Origin of the sequence: Brevibacterium mcbrellneri ATCC 49030 (assembly GCF_000178455.1) — a bacterium.
GTDB classification, from domain to species: Bacteria; Actinomycetota; Actinomycetes; order Actinomycetales; family Brevibacteriaceae; genus Brevibacterium; species Brevibacterium mcbrellneri.
On record NZ_ADNU01000019.1, the window covers coordinates 11,771 to 36,896 of the forward strand.

General features: G+C 55.9%; 19 protein-coding genes and 1 pseudogene. 4 read left to right on the forward strand and 16 right to left on the reverse strand.

Annotated features, from left to right (window positions below; all coding sequences use genetic code 11):
- Positions 1-21: 21 nt before the first annotated feature.
- The 8 genes and pseudogenes from HMPREF0183_RS03395 to HMPREF0183_RS03430 form a co-directional block, all read right to left on the reverse strand.
- Positions 22-1,305: a glutamate-5-semialdehyde dehydrogenase gene (locus HMPREF0183_RS03395; protein WP_005882802.1), complete on the reverse strand. Its 1,284-nt coding sequence runs from the start codon at positions 1,303-1,305 to the stop codon at positions 22-24.
- On the reverse strand, positions 1,302-2,447 hold the full coding sequence (gene proB, locus HMPREF0183_RS03400; RefSeq protein WP_005882803.1) for a glutamate 5-kinase: 1,146 nt from the start codon (positions 2,445-2,447) through the stop codon (positions 1,302-1,304). The genes HMPREF0183_RS03395 and proB overlap by 4 nt, the downstream gene beginning before the upstream one ends.
- Complete coding sequence (obgE, locus tag HMPREF0183_RS03405; RefSeq protein ID WP_040347895.1) at positions 2,447-3,976, reverse strand: GTPase ObgE; 1,530 nt, start codon at positions 3,974-3,976, stop codon at positions 2,447-2,449. Before obgE ends, proB begins: the two co-directional genes overlap by 1 nt.
- Before the next feature lie 78 nt (positions 3,977-4,054).
- A complete protein-coding gene (gene rpmA / locus HMPREF0183_RS03410) occupies positions 4,055-4,306 on the reverse strand; it encodes a 50S ribosomal protein L27 (RefSeq protein WP_005882805.1) in 252 nt (83 codons plus the stop codon).
- A gap of 18 nt (positions 4,307-4,324) precedes the next feature.
- Complete coding sequence (gene rplU, locus HMPREF0183_RS03415) at positions 4,325-4,633, reverse strand: 50S ribosomal protein L21 (protein WP_005882806.1); 309 nt, start codon at positions 4,631-4,633, stop codon at positions 4,325-4,327.
- A gap of 150 nt (positions 4,634-4,783) precedes the next feature.
- Positions 4,784-5,095: a chorismate mutase gene (locus HMPREF0183_RS03420; protein WP_040347903.1), complete on the reverse strand. Its 312-nt coding sequence runs from the start codon at positions 5,093-5,095 to the stop codon at positions 4,784-4,786.
- Between the two features lie 73 nt (positions 5,096-5,168).
- A complete protein-coding gene (locus tag HMPREF0183_RS03425) occupies positions 5,169-6,719 on the reverse strand; it encodes an alanine/glycine:cation symporter family protein (protein ID WP_005882808.1) in 1,551 nt (516 codons plus the stop codon).
- Positions 6,720-7,357: 638 nt separating this feature from the next.
- Positions 7,358-9,685 (reverse strand): annotated as a pseudogene (locus tag HMPREF0183_RS03430) (Rne/Rng family ribonuclease); the annotation flags it as partial.
- 171 nt (positions 9,686-9,856) lie between these two features.
- Here HMPREF0183_RS03430 and HMPREF0183_RS03435 point away from each other — a divergent pair.
- A complete protein-coding gene (locus tag HMPREF0183_RS03435) occupies positions 9,857-10,510 on the forward strand; it encodes a vitamin K epoxide reductase family protein (RefSeq protein ID WP_040347905.1) in 654 nt (217 codons plus the stop codon).
- Positions 10,511-10,593: 83 nt separating this feature from the next.
- Here the strand turns inward: HMPREF0183_RS03435 and ndk are convergent, their stop codons facing one another.
- Genes ndk through ileS form a run of 4 tightly spaced genes read right to left on the reverse strand, consistent with a single transcriptional unit; the run spans position 10,594 to position 16,128 of the window.
- A complete protein-coding gene (gene ndk, locus HMPREF0183_RS03440; protein WP_040347897.1) occupies positions 10,594-11,010 on the reverse strand; it encodes a nucleoside-diphosphate kinase in 417 nt (138 codons plus the stop codon).
- A 41-nt stretch (positions 11,011-11,051) separates the two neighbouring features.
- Positions 11,052-11,471, reverse strand: a complete 420-nt coding sequence (locus HMPREF0183_RS03445) for a DUF4233 domain-containing protein (RefSeq protein WP_005882814.1) — start codon at positions 11,469-11,471, stop codon at positions 11,052-11,054.
- Positions 11,468-12,829, reverse strand: coding sequence for a bifunctional folylpolyglutamate synthase/dihydrofolate synthase (locus HMPREF0183_RS03450; RefSeq protein ID WP_005882815.1), 1,362 nt, complete (start codon positions 12,827-12,829; stop codon positions 11,468-11,470). Before HMPREF0183_RS03450 ends, HMPREF0183_RS03445 begins: the two co-directional genes overlap by 4 nt.
- A complete protein-coding gene (ileS, locus tag HMPREF0183_RS03455; RefSeq protein ID WP_005882816.1) occupies positions 12,829-16,128 on the reverse strand; it encodes an isoleucine--tRNA ligase in 3,300 nt (1,099 codons plus the stop codon). Before ileS ends, HMPREF0183_RS03450 begins: the two co-directional genes overlap by 1 nt.
- A 336-nt stretch (positions 16,129-16,464) precedes the next feature.
- On the opposite strand from ileS, the gene HMPREF0183_RS03460 reads away from it, so the two are divergent.
- From HMPREF0183_RS03460 to HMPREF0183_RS03470, 3 genes are read left to right on the forward strand one after another with little or no spacing between them, the layout of a single operon-like run.
- Complete coding sequence (locus tag HMPREF0183_RS03460) at positions 16,465-17,223, forward strand: SDR family oxidoreductase (protein WP_005882817.1); 759 nt, start codon at positions 16,465-16,467, stop codon at positions 17,221-17,223.
- A gap of 42 nt (positions 17,224-17,265) precedes the next feature.
- Positions 17,266-19,911: a valine--tRNA ligase gene (valS, locus tag HMPREF0183_RS03465; protein WP_005882819.1), complete on the forward strand. Its 2,646-nt coding sequence runs from the start codon at positions 17,266-17,268 to the stop codon at positions 19,909-19,911.
- A gap of 14 nt (positions 19,912-19,925) precedes the next feature.
- Positions 19,926-20,597: an AIM24 family protein gene (locus tag HMPREF0183_RS03470; protein ID WP_005882821.1), complete on the forward strand. Its 672-nt coding sequence runs from the start codon at positions 19,926-19,928 to the stop codon at positions 20,595-20,597.
- 18 nt (positions 20,598-20,615) lie between these two features.
- Here the strand turns inward: HMPREF0183_RS03470 and clpX are convergent, their stop codons facing one another.
- The 4 genes from clpX to tig all read right to left on the reverse strand — a co-directional run bounded on the left by clpX (position 20,616) and on the right by tig (position 24,902).
- Positions 20,616-21,875, reverse strand: a complete 1,260-nt coding sequence (gene clpX / locus HMPREF0183_RS03475; RefSeq protein ID WP_005882822.1) for an ATP-dependent Clp protease ATP-binding subunit ClpX — start codon at positions 21,873-21,875, stop codon at positions 20,616-20,618.
- Positions 21,876-22,074: 199 nt separating this feature from the next.
- Entirely contained in the window at positions 22,075-22,722 is a 648-nt protein-coding gene (locus tag HMPREF0183_RS03480) for an ATP-dependent Clp protease proteolytic subunit (RefSeq protein WP_005882823.1), read from the reverse strand.
- 12 nt (positions 22,723-22,734) lie between these two features.
- Positions 22,735-23,325 carry an ATP-dependent Clp protease proteolytic subunit gene (locus HMPREF0183_RS03485; RefSeq protein ID WP_040347906.1) on the reverse strand — a complete coding sequence of 197 codons (591 nt, stop codon included), beginning with the start codon at positions 23,323-23,325 and terminating at the stop codon, positions 22,735-22,737.
- A 194-nt stretch (positions 23,326-23,519) separates the two neighbouring features.
- Positions 23,520-24,902, reverse strand: coding sequence for a trigger factor (gene tig, locus HMPREF0183_RS03490; protein ID WP_005882825.1), 1,383 nt, complete (start codon positions 24,900-24,902; stop codon positions 23,520-23,522).
- Positions 24,903-25,126 lie beyond the last annotated feature (224 nt).

Consider the following 25,126-nt stretch of genomic DNA (forward strand, 5'->3'; position numbering starts at 1 on the left):
AGTTCTTAGTGTCTCACGAATCTACGAGCGAACCTGACCCGACCCATGCATGACCCATTTTGTTGTGGTGAGTTGCGTGAGTCCCATGGGTCCACGCGCGTGAAGCTTTTGCGTGGAAATTCCAACTTCGGCTCCTAAACCGAACGCACCACCATCGGTGAAACGCGTCGAGACATTTACTCCCACAGACGCTGAGTCGATTGTGGACACGAAGAGCTCTGCATTCGACAGGTCATTCGTGACAATCACGTCAGTGTGCCCTGACGAGTATTCGCGAATGTGCTCGATGGCAGCCTCGATGTCCTCGACAACCTTGATAGCGATCTCAAGGTCCAGGTACTCCTTGTTCCAGTCCTTACGTGTGGCACGCTGAACCTTGACACCGTCCGGCGCGTACTCTGCAACTGTTGGGTCACCATGGATGACCACATTGGCATCGTTGAGTCCCTCAAGAATGCGTGGAAGAACTCGACGTGCGGCCTTTTCGTGAACCAACAGCGTCTCGAGCGCATTGCACACACTGGGTCGCTGGGCCTTTGAGTTAACCACAAGCTTTGTGGTTGTCCTCACCGTAGCCGACGCGTCAATAAACATGTGAACATTACCCACCCCAGTTTCGATTACCGGGACGGTTGAGTTCATGACAACAGTTTGGATGAGCTCAGATCCGCCACGCGGAATCAAAAGGTCAACGTACTCTCGCGCATTCATCAGCACGCGCGCACCTTCGCGACCCCACTTATCGATCCCATTGATCGAGTTTTCCGGTAGCCCTGCAGTGACGAGAGCATCACGCAAGAGACTGATGAGCACTGTGTTAGACGACTGCGCGAGCGAGCCACCGCGCAAGACACTCGCGTTACCCGACTTAAGTGCAAGAACCGCGATGTCAACCGTCACATTTGGGCGCGCTTCATATATGGCGCCAATCACGCCCATGGGCACGCGCATCTGAGTGAGGTGGATGCCGTTTGGGAGCCTACGCCCTTCGACGATTTCACCCACTGGGTCTGGTAGTGAAACAACGTCGCGTACAGCCTGAGCAATCGAACGCACCCGCTCGTCGGTCAGGCGCAAACGGTCTATCAGCCCTTCGTCCGTTCCCTTTTCACGTGCTTTCTCAATGTCCTCGTTGTTCGCTTCGAGGATCTGTTCCACATTGTTTTCGAGCGTGAGTGCGATCTGTTCAAGAGCAGCGTGCCGCTCCGCTGTCGAAGAAACGCTGAGAACAGCTGATGCGTCCTTTGCGCCCGCTACAACTCTCGTAACTGCGCGAGAGATCTTTGGGTTAACATCCTCGGTCATAGACGTCCTTCATAAGCACTGTCGGTGAGCACCAAGTCGTTCCGGTGCACTACTTCTTTACGATAGTCACTACCATAGCGATCTCCCAAGACTTCGGTTGTTAGACCGTACATACGTGGAAGTTCTTCTGAGGAAAAGTTTGTCATACCCCGAGCGATAAGGTCTCCTTGCGGATCCACAATGTCAACTGGGTCACCGGATTCGAATTCTCCAGTCACGTGAGTGACTCCAGCTGCTAGAAGGCTGGTGCCCCTTTTGAGGACTGCTTTGGCAGCGCCGGCGTCAATCCGAATGGTGCCGTTGGTTGAAGCCAGGTGCGCTAGCCACAACATTCGGGTTTGGCGCCGTTTGTGGGTGACAGCGAAGTAGGTTCCCACGTCCTCGCCCCTGAGCGCGGCTGCGCAGTTGTCCGCCGAGGTGACAAGAGTTGGGATGCCCGAGTCAGTCACCATGGTTGCGGCGAGGATTTTGGTTCGCATTCCCCCAGTACCCACACTCGACCCGGCTCCCCCGATACTCAGTTGCTGGATTTCACTGGGGTGGGAGACAAACTCGACCCGCCGAGAGTCTGGGTCTGCAGGGTGGGCCGTGTACAGAGCGTCGACGTCGGTAAGCAGAACGAGTGCGTCGGCGTGCGAGAGCTGCGCGACAAGAGCAGACAGCCGATCGTTGTCGCCGAACCGGATCTCCGAGGTAGCAACCGCGTCATTCTCATTCACAATTGGCATGAATCCCAGTGCCAACATGCGGTCGATGGCACGCTGTGCGTTGCGGTACTGGGTCCTGCGGATGAGTTCGTCTGCTGTGAGAAGCACCTGTGCCGGCACTAAACCGTATTCAGCAAGCACTTTGAAGTACGCAGACATCAAAATACCTTGGCCAATCCCGGCTGCTGCTTGTTGCGTGGCGAGATCCTTGGGGCGTGTGACAGCTTCCATAGGGCCCATACCAGCAGCGATAGCACCCGAGGACACCAGAATGACTTCTTTTCCGTTCAGCCGAAACTCGGCAAGGGTACGTGCGACCTTTTCTAATGCGTCTGTGTTGAGGCCTGTCGGGGTTGTAAGGGAGCTGGATCCAACTTTGACCACGACACGTGTCGCACCCGCTATTGCTTCGCGTGTCTCCTCATATATGCTCACTAATCACTTCTTTCTTCCCGTGCACGCTTTTCAGCAAGGCGTTCGGCTTCGAGTTCAGCGCGCGCTTCAGCCTTTGCGTCCATGCGTTCGTGGAAGGCAGCCTTGCGTTCCTTACGCGTCGCACGCTGGTCGTCCTCAAGACGCATATCTGTTCCCCGGGCTCCCAAGAGTTCCGCACCGCCAACCATGGTTGGGTCCCAGTCAAAAACGACCGAGTTGTCATCAGGACCAATCACAATCGTGTCTCCTGGGTGAGCACCCATGGAAAAAAGCTTCTCTTCTACTCCCAGTCTTTCAAGCCTGTCAGCCAGGTATCCAACCGCTTCGTCATTTGAGAAGTCTGTTTGGTAAACCCATCGTTGAGGCTTTGACCCCAGAACACGGTAGACAGGACCTTCGGAGGTCTCCTCAAGCACAATGTCGAACCCGGCGTCATTTACCGCTACTGGCCGTACGATCTGCCGGACAGGAGCATCTTCGACCTGAGCGCGCCGTTCACGCTCTTCTTTGACCAACTCAGCCATCGCAAAGGACAACTCTTTTAGGCCTTTGTGGCTCACTGCAGATATTTCAAACGTGCGGTAACCAGCAGCTTCGAGTTCCGAACGCACCATGTCCGACATGTCCTGACCGTCTGGCAGGTCGGTTTTATTCAGTGTGACTAGAGCGGGGCGTTTCGACAGAGGAAGAAGGTCGCCTGACGGGTCGACTTCAACTTCATACTCCGCGAGTTCAGCCTCGATCGCGTGCAAGTCACTGACCGGGTCCCGGTCAGACTCCCACGTGGCCATATCAATCACGTGAACCAAGGCGGCACAGCGTTCGATGTGGCGCAAGAACTCCAGCCCCAGACCTCGGCCTTGGGCGGCACCTGGAATGAGACCGGGAACGTCTGCAACTGTAAAGCGAACGTCGCCAGCTTCAACAACACCCAAGTTTGGCTTCAGCGTAGTAAAGGGATAGTCGGCGATCTTGGGGCGAGCCGCAGACAGCGCCGCAATCAGTGAAGATTTACCAGCCGACGGGAAGCCGACCAGAGCAATGTCAGCTACCGACTTAATCTCGAGAACGAGTTCACGCTCTTCTCCGGGTTCGCCTAAAAGCGCAAATCCCGGTGCTTTGCGTTTCGTCGATGCCAGTGCCGCGTTACCCAATCCACCACGACCACCTCGTGCGGCGATGAACTCAGTGCCGATTCCCATAAGATCGGCGAGCACATGGCCATCTTTAGTTTTCACCACGCTGCCTTCAGGCACGAGCAACACCAGGTTCTCACCGTTGACACCATGGCGAAGATCGCCCTTGCCTACTCCCCCGTTTTCGGCCTTACGGTGAGGCGAACGGTGGAATGGAAGCAAAGTTGTGGTCTGATCATCGACCCGCAGAATTACATCTCCACCGTCGCCACCGTTGGCTCCGTCGGGTCCACCAAGAGGCTTAAACTTTTCGCGTCGCACTGACACACAGCCGTGCCCACCATTACCTGCTGTCACATGTAACGTTACGCGATCAACAAATTCAATAGCCACGGTTCTCCCTTAAGTTTTCCCTGTAAACACGTGTGGGGTGAGCCGTAACGACTCACCCCACCAGTGTAAATAAATCAATTAGCCAGCAACGATGTTGACAACCTTGCGTCCGCCCTTTGCGCCGAACTCAACGGTTCCAGCAGCCAATGCGAACAGCGTGTCGTCTCCACCACGGCCCACGTTGATACCGGGGTGGAACTTGGTTCCACGCTGACGAACAAGAATTTCGCCTGCGTTAACAACCTGACCACCGTAGCGCTTTACGCCGAGTCGCTTAGCGTTTGAGTCGCGACCATTTCGAGTCGAGGAGACTCCCTTTTTACTTGCCATTTCTAAACTCTCCTACCGCTACTTAATGCCGGTGATCTTGAGGCGCGTCAGGTCCTGACGGTGACCGATGCGCTTCTTGTATCCAGTCTTGTTCTTGTACTTCTGAATGACAATCTTTGGTCCGCGGTGTTCGCCGACAACTTCAGCAGTCACTGCCATTTTTGCCAGAGCAGAAGGCTCGTGGGTAACGGTCTCACCGTCTACGTGCAGGACAACGTCAAGTTCAACAGAGTCACCAATGTCAGCTTTGATCCGATTCACGGTGATAGTGTCGCCAACGCTCACTTTTTCCTGGTGACCGCCGGCACGGACGATGGCATAAACCATGTACGATACCTTCCTTCTGTATGCGCTCTGGCGAGCGTACTCATGTCAGCAGACGTTCCTTGGACCATTTGTCCCATTACGAGGAAAATCCAGCCGAGGCGCCAAATGCACCGACGAATCATTCTACTCACAAAGAACTTCCTGAGCAAGTTAGAGGGACACGTCGTTTTGCGTAGCTTTTTCTTCTGCGATGCGTTCGTGGTGGCGGATCACTTCGGCAACGATAAAGGCGAGAAACTTTTCCGCAAACTCCGGGTCAAGTTGAGCATCCGCCGCTAAGGCGCGGAGGCGCTTCACTTGTCGTTTCTCGCGTTCAGGGTCTGCCGCTGGCAACTGTGTTTCTGCCTTGAGTTCTCCAACCTGCTCTGTGAGCTTGAACCGCTCTGCGAGCACATGGATAAGAACAGAGTCCAAGTTGTCGATACTCTGGCGCAATCGGTCGAGTTCAGGGTGAGACGTCATTTCTTCAGTGTAAATCACACAAAAGGGCCCGGAGCATTCGTTGGTTGCTCCGGGCCCAGTTACCTATGAGAGACTAGGCATTACCCTGTTCTTCGCGAATCTCTTGGAGTTCTGCTTCAGATTCAGCACCCAATTCGTAGAGGGTGCCAGCCTTGCGGTCAGCCAGGTACTGCTTCATTTCGCGCAGTACTTCCGGTACCAGCAGGTACAGACCGAAGATGTTGATGAAGCAGCAGATGAACAGAACCGCGTCAGCAAACGCCACGATCGATCCGAACGATGCCAAGCAACCAATCAAGATGAACGCCATGAGAATCAGGCGGAAGAGCGTGTCCGACCAGTTGCGACGACCGAACAGGTAGTGCCACGCCTTTTCACCGTAGTAGGCCCATGTGATCAGTGTGGAGACTGCGAACAGAACGACAGCGATTGCCAGGAGGATTGGCCACCAACCGGTAATTGTTGAGAATGCAGCCGAGACAAGTTCAACACCAGCAACAGATTCACCAGCGGCCGCTTCTTCGCGAGCCTGTTCATAGACTGAACCACCGGCGATGATCACGGTCAGTGCGGTCATGAGGCAGACCACCACAGTGTCCAGAAACGGTTCCAGCAGAGCTACAAAACCTTCCGAAACTGGACGACGCGTCTTAACAGCCGAGTGAGCGATTGGCGATGAACCAATTCCAGCTTCGTTAGAGAACGCTGCACGCTGGAACCCGACGATCATCACACCGATCATTCCACCCAGACCACCTTCAGGAGTGAAGGCCCCTGTAATGATTTCACTGATCGCAGTAGGGATGTGCGAGAAGTTTCCAAGGATCACAATCAGACACGATCCGACGTACAGAATCGCCATTGCCGGAACAAGCTTGTCAGTAACAGAACCGATGACCTTAATACCACCGATAACGACCAAACCAACCAAACCAGCGAGAACGATACCGGCGAACAGGCCACCCAAAGGACCGCCCAGAGGGCCTTCAGCACCACCGGTTGCTTCACGCATCTGAGCAAACGCCTGGTTCGACTGGAACATACCGCCACCAACGACACCGAACAGCAGAATCGCAATAGCGAAGATACCGGTCAGCAACTTGGTGACAGGGGAACCGAAACGCTTAAAGGCGACCGGCAGATACTTGAAAGGTCCACCGTGAACCACGCCATCCTCGTCGATTTCGCGGTACTTCACACCCAAAGTACATTCAACAAACTTGGTGGCCATACCCAAGATACCTGCAACCATCATCCAAAAGGCTGCACCAGGACCACCAACCGACATAGCCACACCGACACCGGCGATGTTACCCAAACCAACCGTTCCGGACACTGCGGACGCCAGCGCCTGGAAATGCGTCACTTCGCCGGGGTCGTCCTTTGATGAAAACTTCCCTCTCACCACTTCAAGAGCAACACCGAACCCACGAAACTGGATGAAACCGGTGATGATCGTAAAAATCGTCGCCCCGACAATCAGCCAGACCAACACGAGCGGGAGGCTACCGCCACCTACTGGGATTGCAAAGAACACAATCTTTTCCAGACCCGTGGCGATGGGCTCAAACCCAGTATTAATTGCCTCTTCTATTGTTTGCGCATTACTCAATGCGTTCACCACCTTAGTGTGAGTTATGTCTCACAACAGATTCCCGGTTGCATTCGAATTTCGCAACATAGAATGTGGCGTGTACCACACTGTGTTATCGAACCGTTATTTGGTGGTTTATCGTTCTTCGTTCAGACAAACACGAAAGCCCGTCAGCGCGAAAAATGTCACGCTGACGGGCCGTTACTACCCCTAGGTTTCAGTTAGTCGTCATCGCCAATGATAAGGACTGGCAACGCCGGGGCTTCCTCATGAGGTTTGCGCTCAGTTGTGTCCTCGGTTCTCTGCTCCTTTGGCGTCACGGTTGGACGTTTTTTGGGTTCTGCCTTCTGAATCTTCGTTTCAGTGTCGTCCCCAATCATCACCGTTCCAGGTGCGTGCACAATTGGTGCGGCCTCCGGCGGAGCTTCTTGAGTTTCCTCCTGTGTCTGCTGAGTTTGCGCCGTAGTTGTCTGTTCGTCTGCCACGGGCTTCTGCGCAACTGTCGTTTCTTTGTCCGTCGCCTGAGCCGGTGCTTCTTCTTGAGCTTCCGCGTTCTCGTCTTGGCGGGATCGCATTGTGGCAGCGGCAATAGCCGTAAGTTCATTGCTCGAAGGCTTAGCCGACGACTTCTCGTTTGACCGAGTACGCTTCTTCCGTGATTTGTACTGTTTAGAGTTGTCGACTTCCGTTCCGGGAAGTACAAGTCCACGTCCAGACAAGTCTTCCCCAGCAGCCACAAGGCTTTCAGCCAAGCCGGTGCCGATCCGCTTACGTGTCATCTGCACAAGCCCAAGTGACGTCACTTCTGCAACCTGGTGTTTAGTGCGGTCACGGCCCAAGCATTCGACCAAACGACGAACCACAAGGTCACGGTTGGATTCGAGAACCATGTCGATGAAGTCAACTACGATAATTCCGCCAATGTCACGCAAGCGAAGCTGGCGTATCACTTCTTCCGCAGCTTCGAGGTTGTTCTTGGTAACGGTTTCCTCGAGGTTGCCACCGGAACCGGTGAACTTACCCGTGTTGACGTCGATGACGGTCATCGCTTCAGTTCGGTCGATAACGAGCGAACCACCCGAAGGCAAGTTCACCTTGCGGGAAAGCGCTTTTTCAATCTGCTCGGAAACGCGGAAGTGATCAAACACGTCATCGTCACCCGTGTACCGCTCTACGCGATCCACAAGGTCCGGCGCAACCAATTCCACGTACTCGTGGATAGTGTCATAGACACCGTCGCCATCGATGACGAGCTTGGTGAAGTCCTCGTTAAAGACGTCACGAATGATGCGCACGATCATGTCTGGCTCTGAGTACAGCAGCTGCGGAGCCAGCACCTTTGTCGACGTCGACCTCTTCTCAATCGTCTGCCAGCGCTTAGCCAAGCGATCGATGTCGCGGGTGAGCTCTTCTTCGCTTGCTCCTTCGGCAGCCGTACGAACAATCACACCGTTGCCCTCTGGAACCGCGTCACCCAAAAGCTTCCGTAGACGCTGGCGTTCTTTGTCCGGCAACTTGCGGGATATACCCGTCATGGCGTTGTTAGGGACGTACACCAAGAAACGACCCGGCAGAGAAATCTGGCTGGTGAGGCGCGCACCCTTATGACCAATTGGGTCCTTCGTCACCTGCACGAGCACCGAGTCACCAGGGTTGAGCGCAACCTCGATACGGTGAGGCTTCCCATCCATACCCAGGACGTCCCAGTTAACTTCACCGGCGTACAGAACGGCGTTACGCCCCTTACCGATGTCGACGAACGCTGCTTCCATGCTGGGAAGAACGTTTTGCACCTTCCCCAGGTACACGTTGCCAATCAGCGACGCTTGAGCTTTGGCTTCGGACAGGTAGTGTTCTACAGCAATTCCGTCTTCGGTAACGACCAGCTGCGTCCGCCCGTCGTGTTCGCGCACAATCATGGTGCGCTCAACAGATTCGCGGCGAGCCAGGAATTCCGCTTCGGTAATCAGTGGGCGACGGCGACCAGCTTCGCGACCTTCACGGCGACGCTGACGCTTCGCTTCGAGGCGAGTAGACCCTTTCACACCGGTGACTGAGTCTTCTGCGCTACGAACTCGGCGACGCCTGCGACGACGCGACGAGTCTTGATTGTCATCGTCGTCCGAATCTTTTACGTCGGCTTGGTTGTTGCTGTCGGAGTCGTCTTTGTTCTCACCCGAGGAAGCCTGGCTTTCCGAGCCCCCAGAGTCATCGCGCGACCGGGAACGACGACCTCGGCCACCACGGCGACGACGTCGCCGATCATTGTCTCCCGACTCTCCCGAGTCCTCTGACTCATCGGAGCTGTCTGACGCGTCATTGTCATTGTCATCGTCGTCGCTGTCGTCTTCGTCCTCGTCATCCCCCGTCCACGTGGGGTCAACGACTTCACCCAACTCAGCTTGTGGCTGTTGGAACGTGAGGAAGTTGGAGCTAGGAGCTTTGACTGGCTCCATCAGTTCTTCTTCGTCTTGTTGGGCTGCGGAAAACACCGCTTTGGGGTCAAAGGAATCCCCCGCCGAGGTGGTCACCAGCTTTTCGGGCTGAGCCACCTGCCCCGGCAGATTAGAGAAGATCGACGACAGTGGGTCCAGGCGACGACGCTCCGTTTGAGGTTCGGTCTCCTCGTCTTTTTCGGTTGCACCTGCGGTCGCCGCTTCTTTTCTTTTGTCTTCGGCGACACGAGCGATGTCCTCGAGGACGTCGCGCTTGTTTTGGTCAACTTCGGTGGCTTCTTGGTGGTCGTCTTCGACACCAGATTTACCGCGGGATTTTCTTAAATCTTCGAGGTCGGCAAGAATGCCTGCCTTAGGATCGAGGTCCTGTGTATTCATTTTGTTAAACTCCTGCCCCGTCCAGTCTGCGATGCACCGTTCGCACACTGTCAGGGAACTGACACTGTCTACGCGTTTGTACGCAAAAACTCTTGAGCAGTGAGGCTCGCGCAACGGCGCGTTGGCCTGCTTCTCTTTAACCACGCGGATCAAGACCCACAAGGTGGAAGCTCGAGGTTGGGTGCTCAACCTCGCTCGTCCTTCATTATGTCACACGCTTCATGTACAAACCCTGTACACGCGCCAAGGCACCTGTCCATTCAGTGAACCGTCACGTGCCACGCACGTTACTTTTATGGCACAAGATCGGCTCTCCGTGGCATGCTTGACACCGTGAGTCCAAAACAAACTGAACAAGATGAGCACCTTGAGACACAGCTCGCGCAGCCTTCAACGTGGCTTCTCAACCCGATTGTCCACGGGGCCTATATGGTTGTGCTGTCAGTGATCGGGCTGATTGCCTCATTTGACCTTTCGATTGAAAAGATCAAAAAACTCGAAAGCCCTGACTATATTCTTTCGTGCGACATGAACCCGTTCTTTTCGTGTAGCGGTGTCATGCAATTCCCCCAGTCTCAGCTCTTTGGCTTCCCTAACCAGCTGTTGGGAATCGCCGCTTTTGTCTTCCCACTGTTGTTAGGGGTTTTGCTCATCAGTCGCGTACGCATTCCCAGCTGGGTGATGGTCGGGCTCAACATTGGACTTTTAGGTGGCATGGCCCTGGTGGTTTTCCTCTACATCAGTTCCATCTGGGTCATTGGAATTGGGTGCCCTTGGTGCATCGTAGTGTGGACAATCACCATCCCACTCTTCTGCACAACTACTGGCTATAACGCTCTGGTCGGAAACTTTGGTGCCACCATTCGTGACAGCATCACTGCTCGCGTCTTCGCATCAAATTCGTTACTCATCAGCGTAGTCCTGCTCTTTGTGGTCTACGTGTCGATTGTGATTCGTTTCTGGGGCTACTTCAGCACCCTTATCTAGAACTTATCTAGCTGCTCATTTCAACGAATCGCCCCCGATGCACTGTGCACCGGGGGCGATTTACATAACCAGCTAAGTGTGGGTCAGTCTTGAAACCACAAACCAATTTCGCGTTCCGCAGACAGCGATGAATCTGAGCCGTGAACCAAGTTCTGTTGAACCGCCGTTCCCCAGTCTCGCCCGAGGTCACCGCGGATCGTTCCAGGCCCAGCAGTCGTTGGGTCGGTAGCGCCCGCGAGCGCTCGGAACCCGAGAATCACACCGTCGCCTTCAACGACCATTGCGACGATTGGCCCGGAGGCCATGAAGGCGACTAGATGGTCAAAGAAAGGCTTACCTTCGTGCTCTTCGTAGTGTTCCGAGAGGAGTTGGCGCGAAGCTACCATCATTTTCAAGCGTTCGATTGTGTAGCCTTTGGTTTCGATGCGTGAAATGACTTCACCGATCAAACCACGCTTCACGCCATCGGGTTTGATGAGGACAAGAGTCCGTTCGCTCACGAAAATTCTCCTATCGTTGAACTTGAGCAACCAGTACTAGGTTAGCTTTTCTTTTTGGTGGCTGTGGCGATCTCTTCCTTGGCCCATTCTGTGGCTTCCCTGTCTATCCGTCTGCCCCAGTACACGGCCACTACCCACATGGCTGTGAAAATCACACCCACAATGAGCATCGCAGGGAGCACAAAGGCGGTCAGGAGCACACACACTTGAGCGACGTGCCCCAGTGGCACACCAATACCTGAACCTAGCGCTTTACGGGGCAAGGTTGCGGCGGCGACGATACACAAGACAGTGATCACGGACGCACCCACAATTAGCCACGTAAGCGATACAGGCCTAAGCCCGTACCCCACAAGGAACGCGAGATAGACGACCAACATTTCGGAAATCAGAATCGTGCCGCACAGGACTGGCAACTTCGACTTCAGAGGGAGCGTAGGCAGTGGCTGGCTCACATTCATTCCTTCCGTCCAAGAAGTGTGCGTGCTTCGCCAACCGTAGACAGAGATCCTGTGACTACGACACCTGTACCTGACTCGTCGAGTGCAAAATCGAGTGCCTTCATAAGCGCAGAATTCATATCGTTTTCTACCACGACGTCGTCTGCTTCCCACCATTCGCGAGCTGCAGAAGCGAGTTCTTCCGCTTCCATCGCCCGCGGAGACTGTGCTTGAGTCACGATCACACGCTTAGCAAATCGGTGAACGTGTTCAAAAACGCCGTGCGGATCTTTGTCCGCATACATTGCGACCACTGCGACGACCTCGGCGAAATCAAAAGCGTCACTCACCGTTTCAGCGAGAACTTGCGCCGCGTGCGCGTTATGGGCTCCGTCGACAATCACCGTGGGTTCGGATCTCAGGATCTCGACGCGGCCAGGCGATGTCACAGCGCTCATGCCTTCGCCAACGATCTCCGCATTTAAGGGTTTATCCTCTGCTCCCAAGAACGCCTCAACAGCGGCAAGAGCGACTGCCGCGTTTACCGCCTGGTGTTCACCGTGCAGCGGAAGGAACAGATCGGGGTAGTCCCCCAGTTGCGTGCGCACGTGGATCACTTGGCCATCTACCGCGTTGACCCGGCTTTGCAAGCCAAATTCGCGACCAAGCCACCTGGACTGAGCACCGCGGTCAGAGAACTCAGACGCCAAGACGTCTTCCACCTCGGGAACCTGGGGACCCACAACCGCAACCGGGTGCGGGGCAGGCGAAGGGTCCACATTGCGGTTGAGGATCCCTGCCTTTGTACGCGCGATCTCTTCGACAGTGTCGCCTAAGAACTGCTGATGGTCCAGGCTCACAGGGGTGAACACGCACACCTGAGCGTCGGCGACATTCGTGGAGTCCCATTCGCCTCCCATACCCACTTCGAGGACCATGGCGTCGACGGGCGCGTCGGCGAAAATGGCGAACGCAACCACGGTGAGTGCTTCGAAGAACGTGAGAGGCGGTCGGTCCGTCTGGGCCAGTTCCTGGTCAACGATGTGAAGAACAGGCTGGATGTCGTCGACGATCTCTACGAACTTCTCAGCGCTCACCGGTTCGCCATCCACGCTGAAACGTTCAGTCAGGTTCTGCATGTGCGGGCTGGAAAACCGTCCGGTGCGCAGATCGTGTGCGCGAATCAGCGTGTCAATCATGCGAGCCGTGGACGTTTTTCCGTTCGTTCCCGTCACTGTGATGACAGGGGCAAACGTGTGAATGTCACCCAGAAGCTCGCACGCCCTGCGCGTAGCGTCGAGGCGTAGTTCAACTTCCATTTCTCCGGCCCGCGCCTGCAGGAGAGCCTGGGCGCGGGCGAATTCAGACGTGAAATCCATTAGGCCTTCACCACGCGAATGTTCGCGTTCAGTTCATTAGCGGAGTGCAGGTCGTCTCCTTCTGCTTTGTCAGTGCTGAGTTCGAACTGCAAAGCAAGCGTTTCGCCTGCAATGAGCAAACGGTGAGGGGTGAGTGCCTTCGCGGTTGCGTCGTCGGTGAAGAGGGTGACGCGGATGCGGTCAGAGACATCCAGGTCGAGTTCACGTCGGATGTTCTGGATAGCCCGGACAGCGTCACGTGCCAGACCTTCCGCCTCCAGCTCAGGCGTCACGGTTGTATCCAGCGCCACGAAACCAGAGTCGGTAGGTGCCAGAACAACACTGTCGCGTGCCGCCTCGGCGACCTCTTCTAAGGTGTACTCACCTTCCACAAGCTCAATCCCGCCAGAGACCACAACACCATCATTGACCGACCAGTCGCCTGTCTTGGAACCCTTGATGGCAGTTTGCACTTCCTTCCCGAGGCGCGGGCCGGCTGCGCGGGCGTTCACCGTGAGTTTGTGGTCGAGTGAGAATCCAGCTTCAGCTGCTTCGTTCATGCGCAACACGTCAACCGACTTCACGTTCAGCTCATCAGCGATGATAGAGGTGAAGTCCTCACCTAGCTCAATGTCGGTTGCGACTGTGAGCGTGGACAGAGGCAGACGCACGCGCAGGTGCTGTGCCTTTCGCAGGCTCGATCCCACGGAACACACGCCACGGGTTGCGTCCATGCGCTCTACAAGGTCTTGGTCTTCTGGGAACAAGGTGGCGTCTGGGTAGTCAGCCAAGTGCACCGACTCTTCTCCTGTGAGACCACGGAAGATTTCTTCCGCAACGAACGGCATAAGCGGGGACGCTGCACGAATGAACGCTTCAAAGCAGGTGTAGAACACGTCGAAGCTTTCGTGCGTTGTTGCTGTGCCGTCCCAGAAACGACGGCGCGACCGGCGTACGTACCAGTTGGTCAGAATGTCCAAGTACTCACGGATCAGCTGGCAACCGTTCCACAGGTCATAGGAGTCCATGGCCTGCTGGAAATCCACCAGGAAATCGTGAGTTTTGGCCAGCAGGTAGCGGTCCAGAACTTGGCTTGATTCATAGCGTTTCTTGGCACTGTAACCGCGCGTGTCTGCACCGTCAGCTGACTCAGCTGTGTTGGAGTACGTGGCGAAGAAGTACCACGCGTTCCACGCTGGCAGGATCACCTGGCGAACACCGTCACGGATTCCCTGTTCCGTGACGATGAGGTTTCCGCCGCGAAGGATGGGGCTGGACATGAGGAACCAGCGCATAGCATCAGAGCCGTCGCGTTCAAACACTTCGTTGACGTCCGGGTAGTTGCGCAGGCTCTTCGACATCTTCTGCCCGTCTGAACCAAGAACAATTCCATGGCAGATTACGTCCATGAACGCCGGCTTGTCGAAGAGTGCAGAGGCCAGAATGTGCAGCGTGTAGAACCACCCGCGGGTCTGGCCAATGTACTCAACGATGAAGTCTGCTGGGTAGTGGTGTTCGAACCAGTCCTTGTTGTCAAACGGGTAGTGCACCTGACCATATGGCATCGAACCGGAGTCGAACCACACATCCAGGATGTCTTCGACACGACGCATGGTGGACTTACCCGTGGGGTCATCCGGGTTAGGCCGAGTCAGTTCATCGACGTACGGGCGGTGAAGGTTCGGTTTGCCGTCTGGCCCGGTGGGCAGGCGACCAAAGTCGCGTTCGATCTCTTCAAACGAACCGTAGACGTCCAGGCGTGGATACTCCGGGTTATCCGATTTCCACACGGGAACTGGGCTACCCCAGAAGCGGTTACGCGTAATCGACCAGTCGCGCGCGTTTTCCAGCCATTTTCCGAACTGGCCGTGCTTGACGTTGTCGGGAACCCACGTGATCTTTTCGTTGTTGGCCAACATTTTGTCTTTGATCTTGGTGACCTCAACGAACCACGAACTCACACCCTTGTAGATGAGTGGGTTCTTGCAACGCCAGCAGTGTGGGTAGGAGTGGTTGTAGGTTTCGTGGCGGACCAGCACAGTGCCGTCCCACACCGATCCAGTTTCGCCGTCCTTTTTGGTGGCGTTCTTGAGCTGGCGGATCAGTGGCGCGTTAGCTTCGAACACCTGCAGGCCTTCGAACTCCTTGACGGGTGCTGTGAACTGGCCGCTCGCGTTCACAGGCATGACGGCTTCAATTCCAGCAGCCTGGGTGACAACGTAGTCATCCTCACCGAACGCTCCCGCGGTGTGCACCAGTCCGGTACCGTCCGAAGTGGTAACGAAGTCTCCTTCGAGAATCCGGAAGGCGTTCTCGTGACCTTCGTAGTAGGTAAACGGCGGGTTGTATGTGTGACCAAGAAGGTCGGAGCCCTTCAACGTTTCAACAACTGTGCGCTCCTCCCCCAGTTCTTTTGCATACGCTGCCAGCCGTGCCTGCGCGATCACGTACCTTTCAGCGGTACCAGTTGGCACCTCGGACTCCACAACCACGTAGTCGATGTCCGATCCAACCACGATCGCAAGGTTAGAAGGCAGGGTCCACGGCGTGGTGGTCCAGATGAGGAACTTAGCGCCGTGCAGACGTTCAAGCGGGCCACCGGAGCACGTCAGACCAACGGTGACCGACGGGTCCTGACGGTCCTTGTAGACCTCTTCATCCATGCGGAGTTCGTGGTTCGACAGCGGCGTCTCATCCGACCAGCAGTACGGCAGAACACGGAAGCCTTCGTAGATGAGCCCTTTGTCGTACAGAGTTTTGAACACCCACAGTACCGATTCCATGAATTCGGGGTTGAGCGTCTTGTAGTCGTTTTCAAAGTCGACCCAGCGACCCATGCGGTTGACGTACTCTTCCCACTCGTTGGTGTACTTGAGCACGGAGGCGCGGGCGGCGTCGTTGAACTTCTCGACGCCCATCTCCAGGATTTCATCTTTGGTTTTTAAGCCCAGCTGTCGCATGGCTTCAAGTTCAGCGGGGAGACCGTGCGTGTCCCATCCGAAGCGTCGCTCGACCTTCTTCCCGCGCATGGTCTGGTAGCGAGGAACAACGTCCTTGACGTAGCTAGTCAGGAGGTGGCCGTAGTGTGGCAGACCGTTAGCAAACGGGGGGCCGTCATAGAAGACGAATTCGTTTTCGCCGTCAACGCCTGCGTCACGCTGTTCGACAGACTTGCGGAATGTGTTGTTTTCGTTCCAGTAAGCAAGAATGTCTTTTTCTAGTTCTGGAAATTTAGGGCTGGGTGTGAGTCCTCCAGTAAACGTCGTCGCCTGGGGGTACACCCGTTGGGTGTGAGCTTCTGAGCCGGTTGTTTCGGTCATGAGCGTCCTTTAACTTTCAGGGGCCGAGTGGTTCGCACTTGACCCGATTTACGGTGTCATCCGTGCGAGGACGAAGGCCAGTGGGCCACCGCGGTACCACCCCGCTTATCTGTTCTTCCCGAGGTGGCAAGGACAGATCGCTCATAAGGCTGTTACGGGCCTACCCGTCCGGTTCTACTGGGCGAATGCTGTCTTGCTGCGTGTGTGTTTGCGCTTTCTTGCAACCGCTTTTCTTCCGGATGCTCCCCGGTGATAGCCGGATCATAGCGGTATTAGCTTACCGCATAGAAGCACGTGTATACGTGTGTAATGTGGGACGTATATAGAGGAGGACCAATGACGGATCAGAAACTACGTGCAGTTGTCACTGGCGCCAGCTCAGGTATTGGTGCCGCCACCGTTCGCCAGCTTCGGGCTCTCGACTGGGACGTTGTCGCAGTTGCCCGGCGTGAAGACAAGCTCAAGGCGCTTGCTGAAGAAACCGGTGCCACCTACATCGTGGCGGATATGACCAGCGACGATGACGTTGCGCGTATGGCTGAAGAAGTACGCGCCCAAGGTCCAGTTCACTCGCTTGTGGCCAACGCTGGGTTTGCTCTGGGAACCGATGAAGTCAAGGACGCCAACGTCGAGGACTGGAAGAAGATGTTCGACATCAACGTGCTGGGCGTTGTGCGCGCCGTCAAGGCGCTCCTGCCCGCCTTGGTCGACTCCGGCCGAGGTGACATCTGCATCATGAGTTCCACGGCTGGGCATATTGCCTATGAAGGCGGAGGCGGTTACGTCGCTGCCAAGCACGGAACCACCTCGGTCGCGGAAACCTTGAGGCTGGAACTTGCCGGCCAGCCGGTCCGTGTCATGGAAATTGCCCCGGGTATGGTCGCGACTGACGAGTTTTCTCTCAAGCGGCTGGGATCCCAGGAAGCTGCCGACAAAGTGTACGAGGGCGTTGAGCGCCCACTGACGGCCGAGGACGTTGCTGACGCTGTTGTCTACACGCTGACGCGTCCGCACCACTTCAACGTTGACCTCATGGTCATTCGCCCCATCGCACAAGCGGCACAGCACAAGGTGGCGCGCAACTCCGGACTCTAAAGGTCTTTGGCCTTTGCCCAACCCAGGTGAAAAGATAAAGCTATGAATAACGGCCCAAGCACACACGACTCGGTGCACCTTCCAGATAAACCAGCCCTCGAAGGGCTTTCCGAAAAATGGGATGCGAAATGGAGTGAGGAACAGGTCTACGCGTTTGACCGCAACACCACCCGTGAAGAGGTCTACGCAATCGACACTCCCCCACCCACAGCCTCCGGTTCTTTGCACGTGGGCCACGTCTTTAGCTACACGCACACCGACGTCATGGCGCGATACATGCGCATGACCGGCAAAAACGTTTTCTACCCCATGGGCTGGGACGACAACGGCCTTCCAACCGAACGTCGTGTACAGAACTACTACGGTGTGAAGTGTGAGCCTTCACTTCCCTACGACCCGGACTTCACGCCACCTGAAAAGCCAGCAAAGAATCCACGCGACTTTGTTGCTGTTTCGCGTCTGAACTTCATTGAGCTGTGCGAAAAGCTGTCTGCTGAAGACGAAAAGGTGTTCGAGCAGCTGTTCCGCTCAGTGGGGCTCTCAGTTGACTGGAACTATTCGTACCGCACGATCGACGACAAGTCCCGTGCCGTGTCCCAGCGCGCATTTTTGCACGATTTGAAGGCGGGGCAAGCGTACTCGCAGGACGCACCCACTATGTGGGATGTGACATTTGGGACCGCGGTTGCGCAAGCTGAACTCGAGGACCGCGAGAAGGAAGGCGCGTACCACAAGGTCAAGTTCTTCCCCACCGGACCCGACGGCCTGGCCGACACCACACGTGAGCCCGTTGTCATTCTGACTTCACGCCCAGAGCTCATTCCAGCAGTTGTAGCGCTTGTGGCCCACCCTGACGATGAGCGTTACCAGGGGCTTTTTGGTTCGACCGTTGTGTCGCCACTGTTCGGTGTTGAAGTTGAAGTCAAGGCTCACGAACTCGCGAAGTCCGACAAGGGTACGGGCATCGCCATGGTGTGTACGTTTGGTGACCTCACCGACGTCACGTGGTGGCGTGAACTGGACCTCCCAACGCGTGCCGTGGTGACCCGTGACGGGCGCTTGAGCCGCGAGGTTCCCGAATGGATCGCCAACTCCGCAAAGCCTGACGCCGCCGAGGTGTACGGCAAGCTTGCTGGTAAGACCACGTTCACCGCGCGGAAGGAAATCGCTGAGCTGCTGGAAGAGTCTGGCGACCTCACCGGCCCCATTGAGCAGATCACCCATCCGGTTCCGTTCTACGAAAAGGGCGACAAGCCACTTGAAGTCGTCACGTCGCGTCAGTGGTACATCCGCAACGGTGGACGGAGTGCGGAACTCCGCGACGCTTTGATTGCGCGGGGTCGCGAGATCGACTGGCACCCGGCGTTTATGCGTTCACGCTATGAGAACTGGGTTGAGGGCTTGAGCGGCGACTGGCTAGTGTCACGTCAGCGTTACTTCGGTGTTCCGATTCCGCTGTGGTACCGCCTCGATGGGCAGGGCCAGCCGGACTACGACGACCCGATTGTTCCACGCAACGACCAGTTGCCAGTGGACCCACAGGCACACACCCCTGAGGGTTATAGGGATGAGCAGCGTGACCAGCCAGGTGGCTTTACCGGCGACCCAGACGTGCTGGACACGTGGGCTACATCGAGCCTGACACCACAGCTGATTGGTGGATGGTCCACAGACGACAACCTGTTTAACAAGGTCTTCCCGTTCGACCTGCGCCCTCAGGGTCACGACATTATCCGCACGTGGCTGTTCTCCACGGTGGTTCGTGCCAACTCGATTAACGGCTCGATCCCGTGGACGAACACCGCACTGTCCGGGTGGATTCTGGACCCGGACCGCAAGAAGATGTCGAAGTCCAAAGGCAATGTGGTTGTCCCCAGCGACATCATCGCGGAAACCAAACCTGGTTTTGGTCCCGACGCGGTCCGTTACTGGGCAGCAAGCGCGCGTTTGGGCGGTGACACCGCCTATGATGTGTCGCAGATGCAAATTGGGCGCCGTTTGGCCATGAAACTACTCAATGCATCGAAGTTTGCCCTTGCGCAAGGTGTCCACGCAGGTCACGTCCAAGACTTTGCTCACGTGACTCACCCTCTTGACCAGGCGTTTCTGGCGAAGCTGCGTGCCACGATCGAGCAGGCGGGCGCATACTTTGCGGAGTACGACTACGCGCATGCGTTGCGTGTCACCGAGTCGTTCTTCTGGGAGTTCACCGACGACTACGTCGAACTTGTCAAGGACCGCTCATACGGTGCACAGGGCGAGCAGGCTCAGCTTTCTGCTCACGTGACCCTGGCCACCGCACTTGATGCACTGTTGCGCCTGTTTGCTCCGTTCATGCCCTTTGTCACCGAAGAAGTCTGGTCGTGGTGGCACAACGGATCTATCCACCGAACCACATGGCCGAGTGCCACCGAAATCACAGCCGGTGACACCTCGGGCGTGGACTTGGAAACCATCGCTACGATTCTGGCAGAGGTTCGCCGCGCCAAGACTGAAGCGAAGGTGTCCCAAAAGACCGAGGTCGCCTCAGCGACTCTGCGCGCCACCGCAGCCGTGGTAGCAATGGCAGAGGCCGCACGAGGCGATTTGGAAGCTGCGGGCCGTATTCGCGGGTGGGAACTCACCGTTGACGACGCGCAAACAGAACCCACTGTCACTGACATTGAGTTCGCAGTCGAAGAAAAGTAATCACCGGAGGCACTATGCGTAGTGAACTGTTTGCCGACATCCACCAAGAAAAGAACAACACTGAGCGATGGACTCTACAGTCCAAACGCATGTTGCGCACCTACATCACCCCTGACGCGCCTATGGTTGCGACGAAGGGATCGATGGTTGCGTACCAGGGCAATGTGACGTTCCGTCACAAGGGCTCACGTTCGGTTGGTGAGTTTTTCAAGAAGCAGCTGACCAGCGAAGACACGCCCATGATGAGTGTCGAAGGGCATGGAGAGGTTTTTTACGCGCGGAACGCTGCGAATATCTTTCTCATGCAGCTGGAGGGCGATCAGGATGCTCTGACTGTGAACTCTTCACGGTTGCTGGCGTTCGATGCGCACCTCAACTGGGATATCAAGCGTATCCGCGGTGGAATGGGTGCTCTGGCTTCAGGGTCTGGGCTGTTCAACATTGAAATGTCCGGGCAAGGCAGCGCGTCAGTGTGCTGTTACGGTGACCCAATGGTTCTAGACTGCTCGCAGACTCCAACATATGTGGACCCGCAGGCTGCGGTGTGCTGGTCGGCGAATCTTGCACCTCAGATTAAGGTGGACGCTTCGATTGGCACGTTTATTGGACGTGAGTCGGGCGAGACGGTTCAGCTGATGTTTCACGGGCCGGGGTTTGTTGTGGTGCAGCCTGCAGAAACGTATTAGACCGAGGTTGTTTTCGCTTTAGGCCGTCTTTCGGGACGGCCTTTTGCGTTCCTTTTTAGGAACGAGGGTGGGTGCGACGTTGCTGCTAACGACGTCTTTGGTGATGACGACGCGTTCAATGTCGTCGCGGCTGGGCAGTTCAAACATGATGGGCTGGAGCACTTCTTCGAGGATTGAGCGAAGACCGCGTGCACCGGTTTCGCGCAGGAGTGCAAGGTCTGCGATCGCTTCGAGTGCTTCGTGCTCGAATTCGAGTTCAACGCCGTCCATGTTGAACATGGCTTGGTACTGCTTGACCAGTGCATTGCGTGGCTCTGTGAGGATCGCAATGAGTGCTTCACGGTCAAGGTTGTCCAGTGTTGCGATCACGGGGACACGCCCGATGAACTCAGGAATGAGACCGAACTTGAGGAGGTCTTCTGGGAGCAGGTCCTCGAAGTGGTTGACGTTGTCTTCTTTAGATTGGATGAGAGCGCCGAATCCGATTCCGTGCTTGCCTTTGCGTGCCGAAATAATCTCTTCAAGGCCAGCGAATGCGCCTGCAACGATGAAGAGAACGTTGGTGGTGTCCAGCTGGATAAATTCTTGGTGTGGGTGTTTTCGCCCGCCTTGTGGTGGGACGGATGCCTGGGTTCCTTCCAGGATTTTCAGGAGTGCCTGCTGGACTCCTTCACCGGAAACGTCGCGGGTGATGGACGGGTTCTCGGCTTTCCGGGAGATCTTGTCGATTTCATCAATGTAGATGATGCCAGTTTGAGCACGCTCCACGTCGAAGTCGGCTGCTTGAAGGAGTTTGAGCAGGATGTTTTCGACGTCTTCACCGACATATCCGGCTTCTGTGAGTGAGGTGGCGTCGGCAACTGCGAAGGGTACGTTGAGTTTCTTGGCGAGGGTCTGCGCTACGTAGGTTTTCCCTGAGCCGGTTGGTCCCACCATAAGAATGTTGGATTTTGCGATTTCGACGTCCGGTTTGTCACCGGATTGCATCGCATTGATGCGTTTGTAGTGGTTGTACACCGCTACTGATAGGGCGCGTTTGGCAGATGCTTGGCCTACAACAAAGTCGTTGAGGTGGTCGAAGATGTCCTGTGGTTTGGGTAGCTCGATCTTCTCTTCGGTCTTTTTGCCGGCGTTGAGTTCTTCGTCGATGATTTCGTTGCACAGGCCGATGCATTCGTCGCAGATGTATACGCCCGAACCTGCGATGAGCTTTCGGACTTGTTTTTGCGTTTTGTCGCAAAAACTACATTTAAGTAAATCTGCACCTGCGCGTGTCACTGTCACAACCTTTCACAGAACTCATAACCAGAGTAGTACGCTCGCTCGCTCCATGCTTGCATAAACGCGCTAGCACTGGCTGTTTTCCGTTAACGGTGTGTCGCTAGATCTTACCGCTGTTAGGTAGCGAAACGGCGCAAAGCGAGCAAAACTACGCAATGTAATGCGCCGTTCTGTTCGCTTTGCGCCGTTTGAGCGATTACTTCACGCCTTTACGGCTACTGAGCACCTGGTCGACCAGTCCGTAGTTCTTCGCTTCTTCGGCGGTGAGGAAAAGGTCGCGCTCAATGTCGTTGGAGACCTCGTCAGCGCTCTTGTTGGAGTGCTTAGCCAAAGTCTCTTCAAGCCAACGACGCATCCGCAGGACTTCGTTCGCCTGAATCTCAAGGTCAGACGCCTGCCCCTGACCTTGACCCTGCATAGCGGGCTGGTGGATGAGCACGCGCGCGTTCGGAAGCGCAAGACGCTTTCCAGGCGCACCCGCTGCCAGCAGAACCGCCGCCGCCGAGGCCGCCTGCCCCAAGCACACAGTCTGGATTTCTGGCTTGATGTACTGCATGGTGTCGTAAATTGCGGTAAGTGCTGTGAACGATCCACCTGGCGAGTTGATGTACAGCGTGATGTCGCGGTCTGGGTCCTGGCTTTCCAGGACAAGCAGCTGGGCCATCACGTCGTCGGCCGATGTGTCGTCTACCTGCACACCCAAGAAGATCACTCGGTCTTCAAACAGTTTGGTGTAAGGGTCCTGGCGCTTGAAACCGTACGGTGTGCGCTCTTCGAACTGCGGCATCACATAGCGCGACGTTGGCATGTTTCCAGCGGTTGCCCATGGGTCAATGTGTGTCATGAAAGTCTCCGATCAGTTGGATGCAGCTGCTGGAACGTCGGCTGCGTGGGTTACCACTTTGTCAATGAATCCGTAGTCCAGGGCTTCATCTGCGGTGAACCAGTGGTCGCGGTCGTTGTCCTTGAGGATCTGTTCAACCGTCTTGCCTGTCTGCTCCGCGGTGATTTCGGCCATCTGGCGCTTCATGTGGAGAATGAGCTCAGCCTGGATCTTAATGTCGGTAGCGGTACCACCGATTCCACCTAGAGGCTGGTGCATGAGAATACGCGCGTGCGGGGTCGCAAAGCGCTTTCCCTTTGCACCGGCCGACAGAAGGAACTGCCCCATTGACGCAGCCATTCCCATTGCCACGGTTCCCACATCGGGCTTGATGTACTGCATGGTGTCGTAGATCGCCATGCCGGCGGTCACGGACCCGCCTGGAGAGTTGATGTACAACCAGATGTCCTTTTCCGGGTCCTCAGCGGCCAGGAGCATCAGTTGCGCGCAAATGGCGTTTGCGTTGGAGTCGCGCACTTCGGAACCCAGCCAGATGATCCGCTCTTTGAGCAGACGGTTGTAGATGTGGTCGTCCAGGCCCATGCCGGAGCCTGGGACATCCATTGTCCATTCGTGGTTCGTCACGTTTCACTCCCGTAATAGAGGTAATTTCTACGAACTTTAACCCGCTTGGGGTCAGTTTTAGTCCCAGCATGTCCGTTGTTCGCCATCAGCGTGAAAGAGTACGGCCGAGGTGGGATACAGAAAACCCGCCACACACGGCTTGCGTACGTGACGGGCTCTGTAGCTGTAGCGACTTACTTGTCGCCGCCTTCTTCTGCTTGTGCGTTTTCAGCAGCTTCTGCTTCTTCAACAGCTTCTTCAGCTTCGGCTACAGCCTCAGCAACTTCTTCTTCGTCAGCTTCTGGGGTGGTGAAGGCTGTCATGTCGACTTCATTACCTTCCGTGTCCACAACCTTCGCTTCGGACAGAACGCTTGCGAGTCCCTTACGACGTGCAACATCTGCCTGAAGAGCCATGACCTGCCCCTGTGACCCAAGAGCCTGCATGAAGTCCTGAGGGCTCATGCCGTACTGCTGCGAAGCAGTCATGATGTACTCGATGAGCTCCTGCTGCGAGACCTCAATCGACTCGACCTTCACAATGGCGTCGAGGATGAACTGGGTACGCAGGGTGCGCTCAGTTTCTTCCGTGACTTCCTTGCGGTGTTCGTCGTCGTCTGTGCGGTTTTCGTTTTCCAGGTGGCGGTTGACTTCAGCTTCGACAAGCTTGGCTGGAACAGGCACGTCGACCTTTTCAAGGAGTGCTTCCAAGACCTTGTCGCGCGCTGCCACACCCTGCTCGAGCTCTTTGTTACGCTTTGCCGTTTCCTTGAGGTCTTCGCGGAGTTCTTCAATCGTGTCGAATTCAGAAGCCATCTGGGCGAAGTCGTCGTCAGCTTCAGCGAGTTCACGTTCTTTTACGGACTTGAGGGTCAGCTTAACCAACGCGTCTTTACCAGCGTGTTCGCCACCGGCGAGCTGGGTTTCGAAGCTGGTTTCTTCACCTTCAGACAGCCCATCCAGGGCTTCGTCCATGCCCTTGAGCATGGTGCCGGAACCAACCTGGTAAGAAACGTCGGTTGCGGAGTCCACTTCTTCTTCCTCGACCAAGGCAACCAGGTCAAGGGTCACGAAATCGTCGTTCTCAGCAGGACGGTCTACCGCGATGAGGGTGCCAAAACGGCTACGCAGGGCATCGAGTTCTGCTTCGACGTCTTCTTCTGTGACTTCGAAAGGCTCAACTTCAACACTGATGTCGGAGTATTCAGGTAGCTCGACTTCTGGGACGCAGTCGACCTCAACGGTGAACTTCAGTTCGCCCTCGTCTTTTCCGTCCAAACCTGGGACTTCTGAAACCTCTACTTCAGGCTGGCCCAGGGGTTCGACATTGTTTTCTTCGACTGCGCGACGGAAGAAGTCATCGAGGCTGTTGTTCACTGCTTCCTGCATAACAACAGGGCGGCCAACACGGTGGTCGATCAGTTTTGCTGGTACCTTGCCACGACGGAATCCAGGCACGTTGATCTGACGAGCGATCTGCTTGTAGGCCTCGTCGATGCTCGGCTTGAGTTCGGCAAACGGTACTTCAACGCTGAGCTTGACCCGGGTTGGGTCGAGTTTCTCGACGGAGCTCTTCACTTTTTACCTCTCGTTAAAACTTACGCGGGCAATTCTCCCGCAGAACACAACTGATTAGTCTAATGGTTTACCCCAGGTTTACGCACATTTTGGCGCGCACCAAACAGGAACTGTTGCGCGGGACTCTGGAGTGCACGACCCTAGGGCCCAACACAACACAAAGCAAAAGTCCCGGCCCACCGCTTAAGCGATGCTCCGGGACTTCACATCCGAGGGGATGACGG

Excerpts from the sequence above, each read along its gene's own strand:
- HMPREF0183_RS03395 (WP_005882802.1), bottom strand. The coding sequence starts at position 1,305 with ATGACCGAGGATGTTAACCCAAAGATCTCTCGCGCAGTTACGAGAGTT.
- rpmA (WP_005882805.1), bottom strand. The coding sequence starts at position 4,306 with ATGGCAAGTAAAAAGGGAGTCTCCTCGACTCGAAATGGTCGCGACTCA.
- rplU (WP_005882806.1), bottom strand. The coding sequence starts at position 4,633 with ATGGTTTATGCCATCGTCCGTGCCGGCGGTCACCAGGAAAAAGTGAGC.
- HMPREF0183_RS03420 (WP_040347903.1), bottom strand. The coding sequence starts at position 5,095 with ATGACGTCTCACCCTGAACTCGACCGATTGCGCCAGAGTATCGACAAC.
- HMPREF0183_RS03445 (WP_005882814.1), bottom strand. The coding sequence starts at position 11,471 with ATGAATGTGAGCCAGCCACTGCCTACGCTCCCTCTGAAGTCGAAGTTG.
- HMPREF0183_RS03450 (WP_005882815.1), bottom strand. The coding sequence starts at position 12,829 with ATGGATTTCACGTCTGAATTCGCCCGCGCCCAGGCTCTCCTGCAGGCG.
- ileS (WP_005882816.1), bottom strand. The coding sequence starts at position 16,128 with ATGACCGAAACAACCGGCTCAGAAGCTCACACCCAACGGGTGTACCCC.
- HMPREF0183_RS03460 (WP_005882817.1), top strand. The coding sequence starts at position 16,465 with ATGACGGATCAGAAACTACGTGCAGTTGTCACTGGCGCCAGCTCAGGT.
- valS (WP_005882819.1), top strand. The coding sequence starts at position 17,266 with ATGAATAACGGCCCAAGCACACACGACTCGGTGCACCTTCCAGATAAA.
- HMPREF0183_RS03470 (WP_005882821.1), top strand. The coding sequence starts at position 19,926 with ATGCGTAGTGAACTGTTTGCCGACATCCACCAAGAAAAGAACAACACT.
- HMPREF0183_RS03480 (WP_005882823.1), bottom strand. The coding sequence starts at position 22,722 with ATGACACACATTGACCCATGGGCAACCGCTGGAAACATGCCAACGTCG.
- HMPREF0183_RS03485 (WP_040347906.1), bottom strand. The coding sequence starts at position 23,325 with ATGGATGTCCCAGGCTCCGGCATGGGCCTGGACGACCACATCTACAAC.